The sequence below is a fragment of the Pectobacterium brasiliense genome, from assembly GCF_013449685.1.
In the GTDB taxonomy this organism is placed as follows: Bacteria; Pseudomonadota; Gammaproteobacteria; order Enterobacterales; family Enterobacteriaceae; genus Pectobacterium; species Pectobacterium brasiliense_A.
The window spans coordinates 101,151-117,946 of record NZ_JACDSF010000008.1 but is presented as its reverse complement, the minus strand read 5'-3'; the positions used below and the strand labels follow the sequence as shown (position 1 = coordinate 117,946).

At 48.7% G+C, this 16,796-nt stretch carries 13 protein-coding genes and 1 tRNA gene; 3 read left to right on the top strand and 11 right to left on the bottom strand.

Annotated features, from left to right (window positions below):
• Window positions 1-82: 82 nt before the first annotated feature.
• The 10 genes from nlpI to H0248_RS03190 all read right to left on the bottom strand — a co-directional run bounded on the left by nlpI (window position 83) and on the right by H0248_RS03190 (window position 11,235).
• Window positions 83-967 (bottom strand): lipoprotein NlpI, encoded by an 885-nt coding sequence (gene nlpI, locus H0248_RS03235; RefSeq protein ID WP_180784773.1) that lies wholly within the window; start codon window positions 965-967, stop codon window positions 83-85.
• Window positions 968-1,107: 140 nt separating this feature from the next.
• Window positions 1,108-3,228: a polyribonucleotide nucleotidyltransferase gene (gene pnp / locus H0248_RS03230; RefSeq protein WP_180784772.1), complete on the bottom strand. Its 2,121-nt coding sequence runs from the start codon at window positions 3,226-3,228 to the stop codon at window positions 1,108-1,110.
• Between the two features lie 249 nt (window positions 3,229-3,477).
• Window positions 3,478-3,747, bottom strand: coding sequence for a 30S ribosomal protein S15 (rpsO, locus tag H0248_RS03225; protein WP_010279698.1), 270 nt, complete (start codon window positions 3,745-3,747; stop codon window positions 3,478-3,480).
• A 122-nt stretch (window positions 3,748-3,869) separates the two neighbouring features.
• The gene (gene truB, locus H0248_RS03220) at window positions 3,870-4,814 is read right to left on the bottom strand and encodes a tRNA pseudouridine(55) synthase TruB (RefSeq protein WP_180784771.1); all 945 of its coding nucleotides are present in this window, start codon (window positions 4,812-4,814) and stop codon (window positions 3,870-3,872) included.
• Complete coding sequence (rbfA, locus tag H0248_RS03215) at window positions 4,814-5,212, bottom strand: 30S ribosome-binding factor RbfA (RefSeq protein ID WP_005971529.1); 399 nt, start codon at window positions 5,210-5,212, stop codon at window positions 4,814-4,816. The genes truB and rbfA overlap by 1 nt, the downstream gene beginning before the upstream one ends.
• A 74-nt stretch (window positions 5,213-5,286) precedes the next feature.
• A complete protein-coding gene (infB, locus tag H0248_RS03210; RefSeq protein ID WP_180784770.1) occupies window positions 5,287-7,986 on the bottom strand; it encodes a translation initiation factor IF-2 in 2,700 nt (899 codons plus the stop codon).
• 25 nt (window positions 7,987-8,011) lie between these two features.
• Window positions 8,012-9,541 (bottom strand): transcription termination factor NusA, encoded by a 1,530-nt coding sequence (nusA, locus tag H0248_RS03205; protein ID WP_180784769.1) that lies wholly within the window; start codon window positions 9,539-9,541, stop codon window positions 8,012-8,014.
• A gap of 21 nt (window positions 9,542-9,562) precedes the next feature.
• Entirely contained in the window at window positions 9,563-10,015 is a 453-nt protein-coding gene (rimP, locus tag H0248_RS03200; protein ID WP_010279686.1) for a ribosome maturation factor RimP, read from the bottom strand.
• A 218-nt stretch (window positions 10,016-10,233) separates the two neighbouring features.
• A tRNA-Met gene (locus tag H0248_RS03195) sits at window positions 10,234-10,310 on the bottom strand.
• Window positions 10,311-10,620: 310 nt separating this feature from the next.
• On the bottom strand, window positions 10,621-11,235 hold the full coding sequence (locus H0248_RS03190) for a response regulator transcription factor (protein WP_180784768.1): 615 nt from the start codon (window positions 11,233-11,235) through the stop codon (window positions 10,621-10,623).
• 422 nt (window positions 11,236-11,657) lie between these two features.
• Between H0248_RS03190 and H0248_RS03185 the strand changes: the two genes are divergently transcribed.
• Genes H0248_RS03185 through H0248_RS03175 form a run of 3 tightly spaced genes read left to right on the top strand, consistent with a single transcriptional unit; the run spans window position 11,658 to window position 13,193 of the window.
• Window positions 11,658-12,251 (top strand): DUF2589 domain-containing protein, encoded by a 594-nt coding sequence (locus H0248_RS03185; protein ID WP_180784767.1) that lies wholly within the window; start codon window positions 11,658-11,660, stop codon window positions 12,249-12,251.
• Window positions 12,244-12,705: a lysozyme gene (locus H0248_RS03180; protein ID WP_180784765.1), complete on the top strand. Its 462-nt coding sequence runs from the start codon at window positions 12,244-12,246 to the stop codon at window positions 12,703-12,705. Before H0248_RS03185 ends, H0248_RS03180 begins: the two co-directional genes overlap by 8 nt.
• A gap of 56 nt (window positions 12,706-12,761) precedes the next feature.
• Window positions 12,762-13,193, top strand: a complete 432-nt coding sequence (locus H0248_RS03175) for a hypothetical protein (RefSeq protein WP_180784763.1) — start codon at window positions 12,762-12,764, stop codon at window positions 13,191-13,193.
• A 263-nt stretch (window positions 13,194-13,456) separates the two neighbouring features.
• Here H0248_RS03175 and H0248_RS03170 read toward each other — a convergent pair whose 3' ends face one another.
• Window positions 13,457-16,555 (bottom strand): amino acid adenylation domain-containing protein, encoded by a 3,099-nt coding sequence (locus tag H0248_RS03170; RefSeq protein ID WP_240345929.1) that lies wholly within the window; start codon window positions 16,553-16,555, stop codon window positions 13,457-13,459.
• Between the last annotated feature and the right edge of the window lie 241 nt (window positions 16,556-16,796).

Below are 16,796 nucleotides of genomic sequence, written 5' to 3'. Positions count from 1 at the left end.
ATTGGATTAAAAAGCGAACAAAAAAGCCCTCACCCGTGAAGGTGATAACCGAAGTTTTTCAGGCTGATTAAGTGTTCGTCAGCTATTGCTGGTCCGATCCTGATAGGTCGTCTTGCTCTTGGCCTAATAGCGCCAATTCCAACAATGCATAGCGGTGCTCAACAAAGTTATGAACATTGTTGGCTACCGTCAGCTTGAACAGCGCCAAAGCGGTGTTCTTGTCCCCCAGACTTAGGTAGTGCTTACCTAAATAGAAGTCAGTTTCACTGAGATGCTCAGCGAGCGAAGTGTTATCCGTAGCTTCTACCTGTAAACGCTGCATCAGTGTTTTTTCACTGATACTGCCCAGATAGAATTCGACAATATTCCATCCCCAAGGCCCTTTCTTGGCGTCGTCATAGCGTTTCTTCAACGCAATGTTGGCCGTCTCTGGATTGATTTCTCGCTCCACAAGATACAGCCACAACGAACGGAAAGGATCATTCGGATCGTCTCGATAAAACGCCAGCAGATCATCCTGCGCTAACAGGTAGCGACCGCCATAATACAAAGCGATGCCCCGGTTTAAACGCGCGTAATTGTAAGTTGGATCAAGCTCTAGTACAGAATCAAACGCTTCATAGGCAGCATCAAAATTGCCTGCCTGCGTTAAATAGATACCCAAATAGTTAAAAACTTCTGGAATATCAGGGCGGATCGTCAGCGCTTGTGAAAAATCATTCCGCGCCAATGCCCGTAACCCGAGACTATCATACAGCACTCCGCGCTCATATAATAGCTGTGCTCGCTCATCATCGGTTAATGCTCGGCTTGCAAGGATTTGTTCCATGCGTGCCAGGATCACTTCCTGCTGCAAAGTAGGCTGTAACGGAATCGCCAATACTGCGTCTTTACGCCAATCCGTGTTGCTGCATCCTGCCAGCATGAGTGCTGTTGCAACATAACACCAGCGCAAGAAAGGCTTCATTTCCCACTCCCGAAGACAAACATTGGATGAACATCCTGTCCCGGACCGCTCAACGCAAGGTCATCCATTCCCTTACGATACACGCAGCACCTTGCCATGATAATCAGGCAAGGTGCCATAAGACCGTTATCTAACAGTCGTTATTCCTCAGAAGACGGAGCTGCCGCTTCCTGAGTTTGCGCAGTTGCTTCTTTGATGCTTAAGCGCACGCGGCCCTGGCGATCAACTTCCAGAACCTTGACCGGCACTTCCTGACCCATTTGCAGGTAGTCAGTCACTTTCTCTACGCGCTTATCGGCGATCTGAGAAATATGCACCAGGCCTTCTTTGCCGCCGCCAATAGCGACGAAAGCACCAAAATCAACGATGCGGGTAACTTTACCCTGATACACGCGGCCGACTTCGATTTCGGCAGTGATCTCTTCAATACGACGAATCGCGTGTTTCGCTTTTTCGCCGTCGGTTGAAGCGATCTTCACAGTACCATCGTCTTCGATTTCAATCGTAGTGCCTGTTTCTTCCGTCAGCGCACGAATCACAGAACCACCTTTACCGATCACATCTTTAATCTTATCGGTACTGATCTTGATGGTGTGAATACGCGGTGCGAATTCAGAGATATCGCCACGTGGTGTGCTGATCGCCTGCTCCATCACGCTCAGAATGTGCAAACGTGCACCTTTGGCCTGATTCAAAGCAACCTGCATGATCTCACGGGTAATCCCTTCGATCTTGATATCCATCTGCAGCGCGGTGATACCTTCACGGCTACCAGCCACTTTGAAGTCCATATCGCCCAGGTGGTCTTCGTCACCCAGAATGTCAGACAGAACAACAAAATTGTCGCCTTCTTTAACCAGACCCATCGCGATACCCGCAACGGCTGATTTGATTGGCACGCCCGCATCCATCAGTGCCAGAGAAGCACCGCAGACAGACGCCATGGAAGAAGAGCCGTTGGATTCCGTGATTTCAGACACCACACGCACGGTGTACGGGAATTCGCTCGCCTTCGGCATAACGGCCAACACGCCACGCTTAGCCAGACGACCGTGACCGATCTCACGACGCTTAGGCGAACCGACCATACCGGTTTCACCGACAGAGTACGGAGGGAAGTTGTAGTGTAGCAGGAAGCGATCGGTACGTTCACCGGTCAGTTCGTCAATATTCTGCGCATCACGCTCAGTCCCCAACGTTGCAGTGACCAACGCCTGCGTTTCACCACGGGTGAACAGTGCAGAGCCGTGAGTACGCGGCAGTACGCCAGTACGCACATCCAGACCACGAATCATGTCTTTTTCACGGCCATCGATACGCGGTTCGCCAGCCAGCACGCGGCTACGTACGACATTTTTCTCAACGTTACCCAGAATTTCCTGGATATCGCCCGCATTCAGCGTTTCGTCTTCGGCTTGCAGAGCAGCAACAACATCAGCTTTGATGACATCAACTTGTGCATAACGCTCTTGTTTTTCAGTGATACGGTAAGCATCACCCAGACGTGCTTCAGACAAAGCCTGTACACGCTGCTCTAAAGAAACGTTCACTTCTGGCGCATGCCATTCCCACTTCGGTTTGCCAGCTTCAGCAACCAGAGCGTTGATGTTCTGGATAACGATCTGCTGTTGCTCGTGGCCAAACACCACAGCGCCCAGCATCTGATCTTCGCTCAGCAGATCAGCTTCGGATTCCACCATCAGAACCGCACCTTCCGTACCTGCAACCACTAGATCCAGACGGCTTTCTTTGAGCTCATCCATCGTTGGGTTCAGAACATACTGGTCGTTCAGATAACCAACGCGCGCAGCGCCGATAGGGCCGCTGAATGGAATACCAGACAGGCTCAACGCCGCAGAAGCACCAATCATGGCAACGATATCAGGGCTAACCTGTGGGTTAACAGAAACGACGGTCGCAATCACCTGAACTTCATTCAGGAAACCTTCTGGGAACAGAGGGCGGATTGGGCGGTCAATCAAGCGAGAAATCAGCGTTTCGCCTTCGCTTGGACGACCTTCACGACGGAAAAAACCACCAGGGAAACGCCCAGCAGCGTAAGTACGCTCCTGATAGTTAACCGTTAATGGGAAGAAACTTTGACCAGGTTTGGCACTTTTAGCGCCTACAACGGTAACGAATACCGCGGTGTCATCCATGCTTACCATCACAGCGGCGGTAGCCTGGCGTGCCATCATACCGGTCTCTAACGTGACGGTATGCTGACCATATTGGAACTTACGGACGATCGGATTCAGCAAAATAATATCCTTAGCTGGGGCGCGCTACACGTATTCAAGATAAACGCGCCAGTGAACTCCCGACCTTTACACTACATCCTCACGACTAATGACAACCCTTATCTTGCTTATGCAGATAAAGCCTCTCATTAGCCGCGCGAACCTCTGTAATGAAAGATCATATTAACAACAATACACTACTCTGTTTTGCTAACGCTTCCTAGAAGAAAGGGGCCAAAAGAGGCCCCTTCCCACTGAAACTCAGAAGACTTAGCGACGCAGACCCAGACGCTCGATCAGGCTGGTGTAACGTGCTACATCTTTACGCTTCAGGTAGTCCAGCAGCTTACGACGCTGAGAAACCATGCGCAGCAGACCACGACGGCTGTGGTGATCTTTTTTGTGCTCAGAAAAGTGGCCTTGCAGATGGTTGATCTGCGCAGTCAGCAAAGCAACCTGAACTTCAGTAGAACCACTATCGTTTGTGCCACGACCGAAGTCTGCTACGATTTTAGCTTTAGCTTCAACACTTAGAGACATTGTAATACTCCAAACATTATAGATAAAAAAACAGGCGCCGATCTCTAATTCAGCCACCCAACAGTCAAGCCGCGCTATTCTACCCTCAGCGTTCCGCGATAGCAAGGCAGCAACAGGCGGGTTTACACCGGAAACTCAACAACCAGACGACGTGGCGCAACGCGGCCATCACTATCGATTTCGCCCATTCCGATAAATTTGTGTTCGTCACCTTCGGTGATTCTCACCATGCCGTTCGAGGGCGCATTCGCTGCCTGAACCGCTTGCCCCAGCTTCAAATAACCCGCAACGACCGGCGTCAAATTCACCTCAGGAAAATCAATGACTGGGCTTTCCATCGGCATAAGCAGCGGATCGAGACTCTGCGAAAGTGGAATCGCTTGTGTTTGGGCCTGCTCGGACAAAACCGCTAGCTGCTCCAGCGTCACCATTCTTTCGGTAGGATAGGTGGCAACCTGTAAACGACGCAGATAAATCACATGCGCGCCACAGCCCAACTTTTCGCCCAGATCGTCAATAATGGTACGGATGTACGTGCCTTTCGAACAGTGAATCTCCAGCTCTAGCTCATCACCTTCCCAGCGAATGAACTGCAGTTCGTACACGGTGATTTCACGCGCTTCACGTGGAACCGTCAGCCCCTGACGCGCATACTCATACAGCTTACGCCCCTGATACTTCAGCGCCGAATACATGGACGGCACTTGCTGCGTGGTACCACGAAAGCCTTCCAGCGCCTGCTCCAGATCGGTAGCAGAAAAACCAATCGCACGCTCTTCAATCACGTTGCCATCGGCATCGGAGGTGTCAGTCCGTTGCCCAAGTCGAGCAATGACACGGTAGCGTTTATCAGAATCCAACAAGTATTGGGAAAACTTCGTCGCTTCCCCAAGGCAAATCGGCAGCATACCGGTGGCTAATGGATCCAACGCCCCCGTATGGCCCGCTCTATTGGCGTTAAAAATCCGTTTTACCTTCTGCAAAACATCATTAGACGACACGCCCTGCGGCTTATCTAATAGCAATACGCCGTGTATATCACGGCCACGGCGACGAGGACGACTCATTAATCCTCCTGATCTTCGCCCGTAACAGAACGACGTTCCGTATCGTTTCTGACTACATTGGTCACCAGATTGGACATTCTCATCCCTTCAACCAATGAGTTGTCATAGGAGAATGTTAATTCTGGAACAACACGCAGACGCATTGCCTTACCGATCATCATACGGATAAAACCGGACGCATCTTGCAGTGCTTTCACCGCTATTTTAACTTGCTCTGGCTCGTTATCATTCAGGAAGGTCACAAAAACCTTGGCATACGCCAGATCGCGAGACACTTCCACACCGGATACGGTCGCCATGCCGATACGCGGATCTTTCACTTCACGCTGAATGATAATGGCGATTTCTTTTTGCATTTCCTGCGCAACGCGCTGGGTGCGGCTGAATTCTTTTGCCATGATAAATTCTCCAGTAAAAATCGGGGGGCACTAGGCCCCCCTTACGAATCACTTACATCGTCGCTGAAAACGGATTACGCGATCGTACGTTTGATCTCAATCGTTTCAAAGACTTCGATCATATCGCCAGGACGAACGTCGTTGTAGTTCTTCACGGCGATACCACATTCCATACCGTTACGGACTTCGCCAACGTCATCTTTGAAGCGGCGCAGAGATTCCAGCTCGCCTTCATAGATCACCACGTTGTCACGCAGTACACGAATCTTGTTGTGGCGCTTAACGATACCTTCGGTCACCATACAACCCGCAACAGCACCAAATTTCGGTGATTTAAAGACGTCACGTACTTCAGCAAGACCGATGATCTCTTGCTTATATTCCGGCGCCAGCATACCGCTCATCGCCTGTTTCACTTCGTCGATCAGATCATAGATCACGGAGTAATAACGCAGATCCAGACTTTCCGCTTCAACGACGCGGCGCGCTGATGCATCTGCACGAACGTTAAAGCCAAGGATAATCGCATTCGATGCTGCTGCCAGCGTAGCGTCCGTTTCTGTGATACCGCCCACACCGGAACCGACGATCTTCACTTTCACTTCATCAGTAGACAGTTTCTGCAGTGAATCGGAAATCGCTTCACAAGAACCCTGAACGTCAGATTTTAGAACAATGTTCAGCTCAGAAACTTCACCTTCTGTCATGTTGGCAAACATGTTTTCCAGTTTAGATTTCTGCTGACGAGCCAGTTTAACTTCACGGAATTTACCCTGACGATACAAGGCTACTTCACGTGCTTTCTTCTCGTCACGAACCACCGTCGCTTCGTCACCTGCGGCAGGTACACCGGAAAGACCGAGAATTTCTACTGGAATAGAAGGACCCGCAGACGTGATTTCACGACCTAATTCATCACGCATCGCACGAACACGGCCATATTCGAAGCCGCACAGAACGATATCGCCTTTATTCAGCGTACCTTCACGTACCAGTACGGTTGCAACCGGGCCACGGCCTTTATCTAGGAAGGATTCGATCACGACACCGTTCGCCATACCGCTACGGACCGCTTTCAGTTCCAGAACTTCGGCCTGCAACAGAATCGCATCCAGCAGTTCGTCGATACCGGTACCGGCTTTAGCGGATACATGGACAAACTGAGATTCACCGCCCCATTCTTCCGGCATAATGCCGTACTGAGACAGTTCCGTTTTCACACGATCGGGATCGGCATCAGGTTTATCGATTTTGTTGACTGCGACAACAACCGGAACCTGAGCCGCTTTCGCGTGCTGGATCGCTTCGATGGTCTGAGGCATCACACCATCATCCGCCGCCACAACCAGTACCACGATATCCGTAGCCTGAGCACCACGAGCACGCATTGCAGTAAACGCAGCGTGTCCCGGTGTATCTAGGAACGTAATCATACCGTTGTCAGTTTCAACGTGGTAAGCACCGATGTGCTGAGTAATACCACCCGCTTCACCTGCTGCAACCTTGGTTGAACGGATATAGTCGAGCAGAGAGGTTTTACCGTGGTCAACGTGGCCCATAATTGTCACGACTGGCGCGCGGGATTCTGCCGCAACCCCCATATCACGGTCACTCATTACCGCTTCTTCCAGCTCGTTTTCACGACGCAGGATGACTTTATGGCCCATCTCTTCCGCGACGAGTTGCGCGGTTTCCTGGTCGATGACCTGGTTGATGGTTGCCATTGCGCCCAGTTTCATCATCGTTTTGATGACCTGAGAGCCTTTAACCGCCATTTTGTTAGCCAGTTCAGCAACGGTAACCGTTTCGCCGATGACAACATCGCGGTTCACTGCCTGAGCGGGCTTATTGAAGCTCTGCTGCAGTGTACTTGGCTTACGTTTACCTTTACCACCACGGGTAACAGCACGCGCTTCTTCACGGTCAGCCTTGGACTCAGACTGGCGATTACCTTTCTTCTGCTTGGTGACTTTGGCTGCGCGAGTACGGGTACGGCGCTCACCTTCAACCTGACGGTCGTTTTCATCTTCCGCTTCGCGGGCATGATGAGACGTCGTCACATGATAATCGGCAGATTCTTCAGGCTTAGCGCTTTCCGCTTCCCAGCGCCCTGCATTTTCTTCAGCCATACGGCGAGCTTCTTCAGCAATACGACGTGCTTCTTCTTCAACTTTAAGACGTGCAGTTTCTTCTGCTTTGCGCTTAAGTTCGGCAGCTTCCGCTTCGCGTTTCGCTTTCTCAGACTGAGCCGGCTTGGTCATATTTTCGTTTTGTTGGTTCGTCACTTTTTCTTTTTCCGCTACATCACGCTTAGCTTTTTCAGCGGCCTCACGTTTGGCTTGCTCGTCGGCAGCACGCTTCGCTTTCTCAGCAGCTTCGCGCAGATCGGCCTCGCGTTTAGCCTGCTCTTCAGCGGCACGTTGTGCCTGTTCTTCCGCTTCACGCCGTGCCTGCTCTTCCTCTTCTGCCTGTTTGGCATCAATCGGATCGCGTTTTACATAAGTGCGTGTCTTGCGGACTTCGATCTGCACCGACTTACTTTTTCCGCCGGTGCTAGGGACATTTAACGTGCTGCGCGTTTTGCGTTGCAACGTCAATTTACTTGGCGCATTACCGCGATCGCGGTTCAGATGCGCCAATAATGTTTCTTTTTCATGCTGGGTCACAGAGTCCGATGCAGATTTGGTCATTCCCGCATCAGCAAACTGCTGTATCAGGCGGTCAACCGGAGTTTGAATCTCTGCGGCCAGCGATTTTACGGTTACATCTGTCATGCTGTTCCTTTCCTGCTACAGTTCGTTATTCGTTGTCGTCGCCAAACCAACAGATATTACGTGCGGCCATAATCAATTCGCCCGCTTGCTCATCATTGAGCTCTTCAATATCTGTCAGGTCGTCAACACCCTGTTCAGCAAGATCTTCCAGCGTACAAACACCGATCGCAGCAAGCTTGAATGCCAACTCACGCGACAGCCCAGGCAAGCCAAGCAAGTCTTCAGCAGGTTGACCGTCACCTAGGCTTTCTTCATGCGCCAGTGCCAGCGTTGTTAATGCGGCTTTCGCACGCTCACGCAATGCTTCAACGGTTTCTTCATCAAGGCCTTCGATGGCCAACAGTTCCTTGATTGGCACGTAAGCCAGTTCTTCAAGTGAGGAGAAACCTTCTTCAACCAGCACGGTGGCAAACTCTTCATCAATATCAAGGTGCTTGGTAAAGACGTCGATTGCAGCATGTGCTTCAGCCTGATGCTTGGCTTGAAGATCTTCCACGGTCATCACGTTCAGTTCCCAACGATCGTCTGAACGATGCTGTTTCAACAGTTGGGAAGCCAAACGTACGTTCTGCCCGTTTCGACCAATCGCCTGAGCCAGATTGCTCGACTCAACAGCGATATCCATCGTGCAGGTATCTTCATCAACCACGATCGATACCACATCGGCAGGTGCCATGGCATTGATGACAAACTGCGCAGGATTATCATCCCACAGAATGATATCAATACGCTCGCCGCCCAGCTCGCTGGAAACAGCCTGCACACGTGCACCGCGCATACCGACACAAGCACCGACGGGATCGATACGTTTGTCATTCGTCTTCACTGCAATTTTTGCACGTGAACCCGGATCGCGGGCCGCTGCCTTAATCTCGATAACTTCTTCACCGATTTCTGGCACTTCAATGCGGAAGAGTTCAACCAGCATTTCCGGACGGGAACGGCTAACGAACAGTTGAGCACCGCGAGCTTCAGGACGAACAGAGTACAGCACGCCACGAATACGGTCGCCAGGGCGGAAATTTTCACGAGGCAGCATATCTTCACGGCCAATTACCGCTTCTGCACTGGTGTTAGAGCCATCGATTGGTCTGACTTCAAGCGAAATATTATCACGGTTCACCTTCTTCACGACACCGGTGATAATCTCGCCTTCTTGCTCACGGAACTGATCAACAACCATCGCACGTTCTGCTTCACGAACTTTCTGTACGATAACCTGTTTTGCCGTTTGCGTCGTAATGCGGTCAAACGTTACGGATTCGATTTGATCTTCAACATAGCCGCCAACATCAAGAGCAGGATCTTCAAACTGCGCCGCTTCAAGCGTAATTTCACGGGTTGGTTGAGTGACTTCATTCACCACTAACCAACGACGGAAGGTATCAAAATCGCCCGTTTTGCGATCGATACTGACGCGAACATCAATTTCCTGCTCATATTTTTTCTTGGTCGCTGTCGACAGTGCGGTTTCCAACGCTTCAAAAATCTTCTCGCGCGGAAGGGCTTTCTCATTGGAAACTGCTTCAACAACAGCCAGAATCTCTTTGTTCATCCTAGTTGCCTCATCCAAACTTTAAAAGTGGGGTACAAGATTCGCTTTCTGAATGTTGCTCAGCGCGAATACTTCATCTTTGCCTTCCACTGTTATGGTGATCATTTCGCCGTCAACAGCTTTGATCACACCCAACCATTTACGGCGATTCTGGACTGCCATACGCAGCACCACTGTGACCTCTTCACCAACGAAATGCAGATAATGTGCTGCCGTGAATAAGGGACGCTCAAGCCCTGGAGACGACACCTCCAAGTTATAGGCAACAGTGATGGGATCTTCTACATCCAATACCGCACTGACCTGGTGGCTGACATCAGCACAATCATCAACAGTGATCCCATCTTCACTATCAATATAGATACGCAGCGTCGATTGGCGACTACGGATGAACTCAATCCCAACCAATTCGTAGCCTAAAGCGGCAACGGGTGCTGAAATCATCTCTGTTAATTTTTGCTCTAATGTGGACAAGTCCACCCCCAAGACATAAAAAAAGGGCCTAATAGCCCAGTTGTTTGTTGCCAAATAACAAAAAACCCCGAAAAATCGGGGCTTTATGCAACTGGACCCTAATACCGCTAACCAGCGCGGCATAACTTTCGGTGAAGGATTTTTTCAAAAATCACTGCAAAAAGAGAGAAAAATTGAGTGAAGAACGTATTTGAAAAAACACTTTACTGGAAGTTAAGTGGTTGCGGGGGCCGGATTCGAACCGACGACCTTCGGGTTATGAGCCCGACGAGCTACCAGGCTGCTCCACCCCGCGTCCGAAATCGTGGCAAATACTACGCTGACAACCGCATAAATGCAAGTCATCCATAGGATTGGTTCGAAGGCGATTTTTATACGTGTAATACGCTTTTTTGTCAAGCATCATAAAGGACGTAGAAGCGACCATCGCAATGATGGACATTCCACTGTAGGAAGCAAATCTTGTGTCGTCACGTTAGCTGCAAAGCGGGCCAACCGTTGCAAAAAGGCACGGACGCTAGAAATAGCGGAAAGAGGCGACGCCGTGGGGGATTCCCTGATGCTTAAAAATCAAACAATAACTGAATAATATAATAGGATAGAACTTATCTTCGTTCTTCTTCTAATAGTACGATCGCAGCCTGTGTTCTGTTACGCACATTAAGCCGCCTGAAAATCGACTCCAGATGTGACTTCACGGTGCCTGCACTGATGTTTAATGTTCGACTGATTTGTTTATTAGAAGCCCCTGACGCAATCAGTTGCAGAACTTCGTGCTGCCTTTCACTGAGTTTGCCTTTTACACTGTTATCAACACTCCACCCCTCATAGATCACCCCATCATCTGGCAAACAGACCATGCCCATCGACACCGTTTTTAATGCCTGAGCAATAGAATCAACCGGCGATGTTTTAAGAATGACGCCCATCACATGGTGTTTCAGATAGTTGTTCAAAATATGTCTTTCAATCGTATCAACCATAATAATCACACTGACGTTAATATATTTCTCATGCAGTGCTTCCAGGAAAGAATTGTACTCGCCACTTTCTTTATTACAATTGAGTAAAATAAAAGCGTTGTTCATCTCCTCAAGGAAAGGCCATACATCGTCAATGTCCTTTACGCCAACAATATTGGCATTGTGCATAAAATCATTCAGCCCAACAGATAACCCCTGAATAAAAATAGGGGACTTGTCAATAATAACAACATTCACTGTGCAATCTCCATTTACCTTAAAAATGCCCTCTAAGAAGTTTTAGCCTATATTGAAAATTATGATGTCACGCCATTTGGCATATGCCGTTTACCTTATAGACATGTCTATATTTATTCGAACATACTGACATGATAATTTCAGTCAAAAAACCTCAAAGAGAAATATCATTAGCAATGAAAGATTAACTCAAAACAACATCTAATAGCGTAATGATTTCATAAACACACAAAATATTTATTACCAATTTAAAACAGGAAAGATAAAAGAGAGGGAAATGGGCTATGTCATATTACATTATATCTCTAACATAATGACTGATACGCCCCCCCTTATTAGCTGTTAACGTTTTCTCAAATCATCATTTATTTAAAACCAAGTTATTTATGTCTATTGCCTGAAAAATCAGATAAGGAAAATGTATGTCGTTTAAGAACTGGATAACGGGGGGAAATAAAAAAACAGACCAGGGTGATAATGCCCAAGGGAAAAATCCCCATGTCACACAGAACGATAGTATGACGTCATCAAAGACAATGACGCTAGCAGACATGGCTCGCGGTATGCAGCATGCTGCCACCGCCGCCAATCAATTTATCGCTCATCAATATCAACAGACTCTCGAACCTTTTTTTGAACGTGACGCTGATGGCGTGTTAACCCCAAAGACGGTTGCGATTCAACTCGATCCCCGACACCACGTCGAACTGCCACTGGTTGCGCTTTCTACGCCAAGGGGGTTGATGCTGGAAAAAATGAAAGTGCAAATGACAGTGAGAACCGATGCGGTCAGCCAGGACAAAATCACCTCATCTTTAGACGATCATAACATCACTAATTTTCACGTCAGCTTGTCGCCTTCAGGAAAAAACAAAAAAGGCAGAAATAGCCAGCACGTCGATATAGAAATGCAATTCACTGCGCTGGATCCTCCAGAAAGCATTATGCGGTTAATTGATGAATACACCAATCTCGTTCTCCCACGAATAACGCAAGAGGAAAAAAACAATGGCTAATATTCCAGACACGATCAATGAAGCGGGTCTCTCGCTGATTAAAAGCTTTGAAGGTCTGAAATTAACAAAATATCGTGACACAGCGGGTAAATGGACGATTGGATATGGACATTTAATACTGCCGAATGAAAACTTTGATAATGGAATTACCCCCCAAGAAGCAGATTTATTGTTACGGCAGGACTTAAAAACGGCAGAAACGGGTGTTCAGCATTATGTGAACGTTGATCTCAACGGAAATCAATTTGGTGCATTAACATCATTTACCTACAATCTGGGAGTCAATAGCCTGAAGACGTCGACATTATTACGCCTGCTTAACCAAGGTGACTATGCGGGTGCAGCCGATCAATTTCCACGCTGGGACAAAGATGGTGAGCACGTCGTGGAAGGACTGCTTCGCCGTAGAGAAGCAGAGAAAGCACTTTTCCTACAGTCTGTCGTACTAAACTAATATTCAGCAACGTATAAGCCCCCCTTTTTTATAGAAAACATGCTTACGGACATATTATGGACCTTTCAACATCACCGATTATCTACGAAATTCTGATCAGCGATATTATCGCTTCCATTGCAGGATTATTCGGTGGCCTCAGTATCTCTTTTTTTTGGCGACCGCAGAAACTGAATAACTATGACAAATTTGTCGCTATATTAATTATCATCACCATCAGTATTTCAGCGGCTTTCTCATTGGTCGGTATTATTGCCGAATTACTGCACATAAACATCAATAAAGTGGAGAACGCAATAGGATTAGGCTATCTGGTTGGCGCTATTAGCGTAGGGCTGGTTACGCTGCTGGCAAATTTCTTCAGCTATCGAGAGAATAACGATATTCTGGATGTCGCAGCGGAAATAAAACAGGCCAGGAAAGGCGTTCATTTGATTAATGAGGCCCAGAAAAAAACGCCCGATGACAAAACCCCACCAGCCCCTTAAGAGATTGTTATTAAAGATCAATACTCTTGAGAGCAAACGTTCTTGAGAGTGAGCATTCTTGAAGGCAAACGTTCTTAAGAATAAGGGCTGTCAACCGCACATCGCCCGTATGGCAGAAAGGCACCTCGTTGCCTTTCTGCTACTGCCTTCCCTTTCCTGACATGTTCATCCCCCCAGTCAATGCCCAGCCAATAAAGCCAATCCCTATATGCGGGGTTCCTCAACGAAGGTGTCTCAATTCGGGACACCCTCGTTAGCGTTATCTACAGATTACTACACAAGAGAGCCGTATTTGGCTGTACGATATCCAGCAGAATTTGATGGTACTGATGGGACAGCGCAGCAATCTCTGCCGCGTTAAAAGCCGCCTGCTGATAATTAAAACACAGCGCCAGAGCCTCATCGTCATAAACAGAGAGCGTTAAATCCAGCCGAGCCTGATGATTAGCAATATCCGTAATCTGATAGGCAGTTTCATTGATCTGTACGGCTGGCGGCATGGCCGTCAGATAGTTAAAACTCACAGGAAAACGCAGCTTATCAGACCATCCTTTAGCCCGAACATCGGCCATTAACACATCATAAGGCAGCGTCTGATTGTCCAAAATCGCATGGATCTTATTCTGGCTGCGGGCCAAAAGCGTGCTGAAAGATTCCTGAGCCGGCGCATCATCGTAGTAAGCCACCATGTTAACGAAACAGCCTATTGTGGTGGCATTTTCAGTCAACATACGGTTCGACACCGGAATACCGATGGGAACATGGCGATAGTTTGTCGTTTTGAGCAGTTGGGTAAAAGCGGTCAGCATGCAAACAAACGGCGTCGTGCGATGCTGTTGGGCATAGTGCTTTATCGCCTGCGTCAGCGTATCTGACAAAATGCACCAATAATTTTCTCCGTCCAGGCTGTCACTGAACGGGAATGCCATCGCATCGGCTCCTGCTGCCAGGTAATCCTCCATCTTATCCAGCCAGAACTGGCGCTCTCTCAGATAGCATTGATCTTTGGTGCGCCGTTGTTGCTGCCGATAGCGCAGATAGCGTTCTTCACTGCCTATTCGATAGCTGCGATCGCCGGCGCTGTAAGCTCGGACGTAATCAACAAACTGATGGAAGAACAACCCAATAGCATCATGATCGAATACCGTATGGTGTACACGTCCCAGCAGAATATGCCGTTGCGTTGTCAGCGAAATCAGATGAAAACAGATGAGCGGCGAGTGCTCTACATCCATTTCCGGCGTACTGATCAGCTCCAGCAGCCGTCGGTCGCTCAGCGTATTCTTTTCCCCATCGGGAGAGAATGCCGTCAGCCGTTCAATCGGGATTGCCTCGATCGGATAATCCCCTTCAAGGCACTGTAGCCGATCCAGATCGAAGCGGGTTCGCAGCACCGGATTACCTTCCAGAATACGCCGAATACCCCACTCCACGGCAGACTCATCCAGTGGACCCTTTATCGTCAGACGGAAAGCCAATTGATAGGCCGACGGCTCCGGACTGAGCTGGTCCAGCGTCAGAAAATAGCGCTGCTGCGATGAGGGGGCGAGTGCCTCGATATCCGCGTTGTTCTCGTTAAACGCAGGCTCGTCATCGTTCACATAGTAAGGGACGATGAAAGCCAGCAGATGGGGCGTCGCGTTATTGAAAAATAACGGGTAATCAATTTCACTAAACAGCCTTTTTCTAATCAGTAGCCGGGCTTTCATCGCCTGAAGCGAGTCGCCCCCTAAATCGAAAAAGTTATCGTTGGCGCCGAGTTCACGGAAGCCAAGCACTTCTTGCCAGATATCGATCAGCTCCTGTTCCAGCTCATTACCTGCGGTTTTAACCGGATATCCCAACTCAGGGCGCTGCGGACAAGGCTCAGGGAGCCGGTTCACATCCAATTTCCCGTTAGGCAATTTGGGCAGGGTTTCCAGCATAATAAAGTGGGACGGATGCATCGCTCGCGGCAGTTTATCCTGCAAGAAGCGGCGCAGATCGTTCGTGGCAAGCGACGGGTTACGGCTCACCAGATAGGCGACCAGACGCTGACGCCCGTTTTCCTGAATCGGCCGCACCAGCGCCTTGTCGATATCACCATGCTGACGTAACACAATTTCGACGTCTTCAGGCTCGATACGAATGCCATTAATCTTAATCTGGCGATCGATACGTCCCAGATACAAGATCTCCCCTTCTGGCGTCATTTTCCCTAGATCGCCGGTACGGTGCCCCCAGGAGCGTTTATCGGCTCGAACATGGGTGAAGAAACGCTGCTGCGTTAATTCATCGCGGTTAATATAGCCACGGGCGACACCTTCACCGAATGCGCAAATTTCCCCTTCTTCCCCTTCAGCCACGGGACGTAGACTCTCATCCACGATCATAATTTCGCTGCCACGCAGTGCCTTACCAAGCGTCACATTTTTCCCCGGCCTTAATTCAGCAAATGAGCAGTTGGCCGTCGTTTCCGTCGGGCCATACAGATTAAAGAGCCTGACATCAGGAATCTGCTGGAACGTACGCTCTTTTAAATCAAAAGAGACAGGCTCGCCGGAGAGAAAAACCGTTTTAGGTAATGCCCACGCGTGCGAAGAAGATGCCTGATAGCGCAGTAGCTCATCCCAAACGGTCGGCACGCAATAAATGGCACCATCGGGATGTTGCTGATGCCAGCGTAATAAAACCTCCGGCTCATTCAAGCTGTCGGCAGGCAAAATAAACAGGGTGTCCCCGCGTAATAAAGGCGCATAAAGCTGTGTCACGGCAGCGGCAAAGCTGAGTGTCGATGTCAGAGGGAGCGTCGCACGGGTCTCTGGCCACACATCCTCATTAAACCAGTTCAGGTAATAACTCAGGTTCCGATGCTCAATAGCCACCCCTTTTGGTTTCCCTGTAGAACCGGAGGTATAGAGAATATAAGCAAGATCGTTTTCGCAAATGGGTGGCAGCGTCGTCACTGGCGACGCAGGATAATGGATATCCTCTACTACCAGCGTAGAGGGAAAAACCTTATCGATAGCCGTTTTATTTAACATCGCTCGCGTGGAAATAAGTAAAAATGTCGAAGAATCATCAAGGATCTGCATAATTCTTTCTGACGGATGAAAATGCGAGAGCGGAATATAGGTATGTCCTGCTTTCAAAATAGCCAGCAAGACCACGGGCATCATCACACCAGGTTCCAGATAAACGGCGATTCTATCCCGTTTATTATCTGGATAATGTGATAACAAATAATCTGCCAAACGGCACGACTGAGATTCTAGTTGTTGATAATTCAGCCTGTCGCCATTAAATTCCACCGCCGTTTTATCGGGACTTTTCAGTGACCATTCAGAGATAATTTCAAAGACCGTTTTTCTATTCTTCATCATTTTCCTTCCATATTGTAAAAGGATGCTTTTTTCTGGAATGGTTATAACGCGACTTCCGGTATCTCACGCGGTGAAAAATTAATGCTGTAAAAATAAGAACACGTAATGATGGGGTCGTCATGCTAATACCAGGAAAGACACATGAAATAACGCGCATGCCTGAGTATGGATTTAACAAATAAAAGACCGTATTGCCTATATCCCAAAAGGACTATGCCAGAATGCGAAAGTCCCCCCGTAC

Excerpts from the sequence above, each read along its gene's own strand:
- nlpI (WP_180784773.1), bottom strand. The coding sequence starts at position 967 with ATGAAGCCTTTCTTGCGCTGGTGTTATGTTGCAACAGCACTCATGCTG.
- rpsO (WP_010279698.1), bottom strand. The coding sequence starts at position 3,747 with ATGTCTCTAAGTGTTGAAGCTAAAGCTAAAATCGTAGCAGACTTCGGT.
- truB (WP_180784771.1), bottom strand. The coding sequence starts at position 4,814 with ATGAGTCGTCCTCGTCGCCGTGGCCGTGATATACACGGCGTATTGCTA.
- rbfA (WP_005971529.1), bottom strand. The coding sequence starts at position 5,212 with ATGGCAAAAGAATTCAGCCGCACCCAGCGCGTTGCGCAGGAAATGCAA.
- infB (WP_180784770.1), bottom strand. The coding sequence starts at position 7,986 with ATGACAGATGTAACCGTAAAATCGCTGGCCGCAGAGATTCAAACTCCG.
- nusA (WP_180784769.1), bottom strand. The coding sequence starts at position 9,541 with ATGAACAAAGAGATTCTGGCTGTTGTTGAAGCAGTTTCCAATGAGAAA.
- H0248_RS03185 (WP_180784767.1), top strand. The coding sequence starts at position 11,658 with ATGTCGTTTAAGAACTGGATAACGGGGGGAAATAAAAAAACAGACCAG.
- H0248_RS03180 (WP_180784765.1), top strand. The coding sequence starts at position 12,244 with ATGGCTAATATTCCAGACACGATCAATGAAGCGGGTCTCTCGCTGATT.
- H0248_RS03175 (WP_180784763.1), top strand. The coding sequence starts at position 12,762 with ATGGACCTTTCAACATCACCGATTATCTACGAAATTCTGATCAGCGAT.
- H0248_RS03170 (WP_240345929.1), bottom strand. The coding sequence starts at position 16,555 with ATGATGAAGAATAGAAAAACGGTCTTTGAAATTATCTCTGAATGGTCA.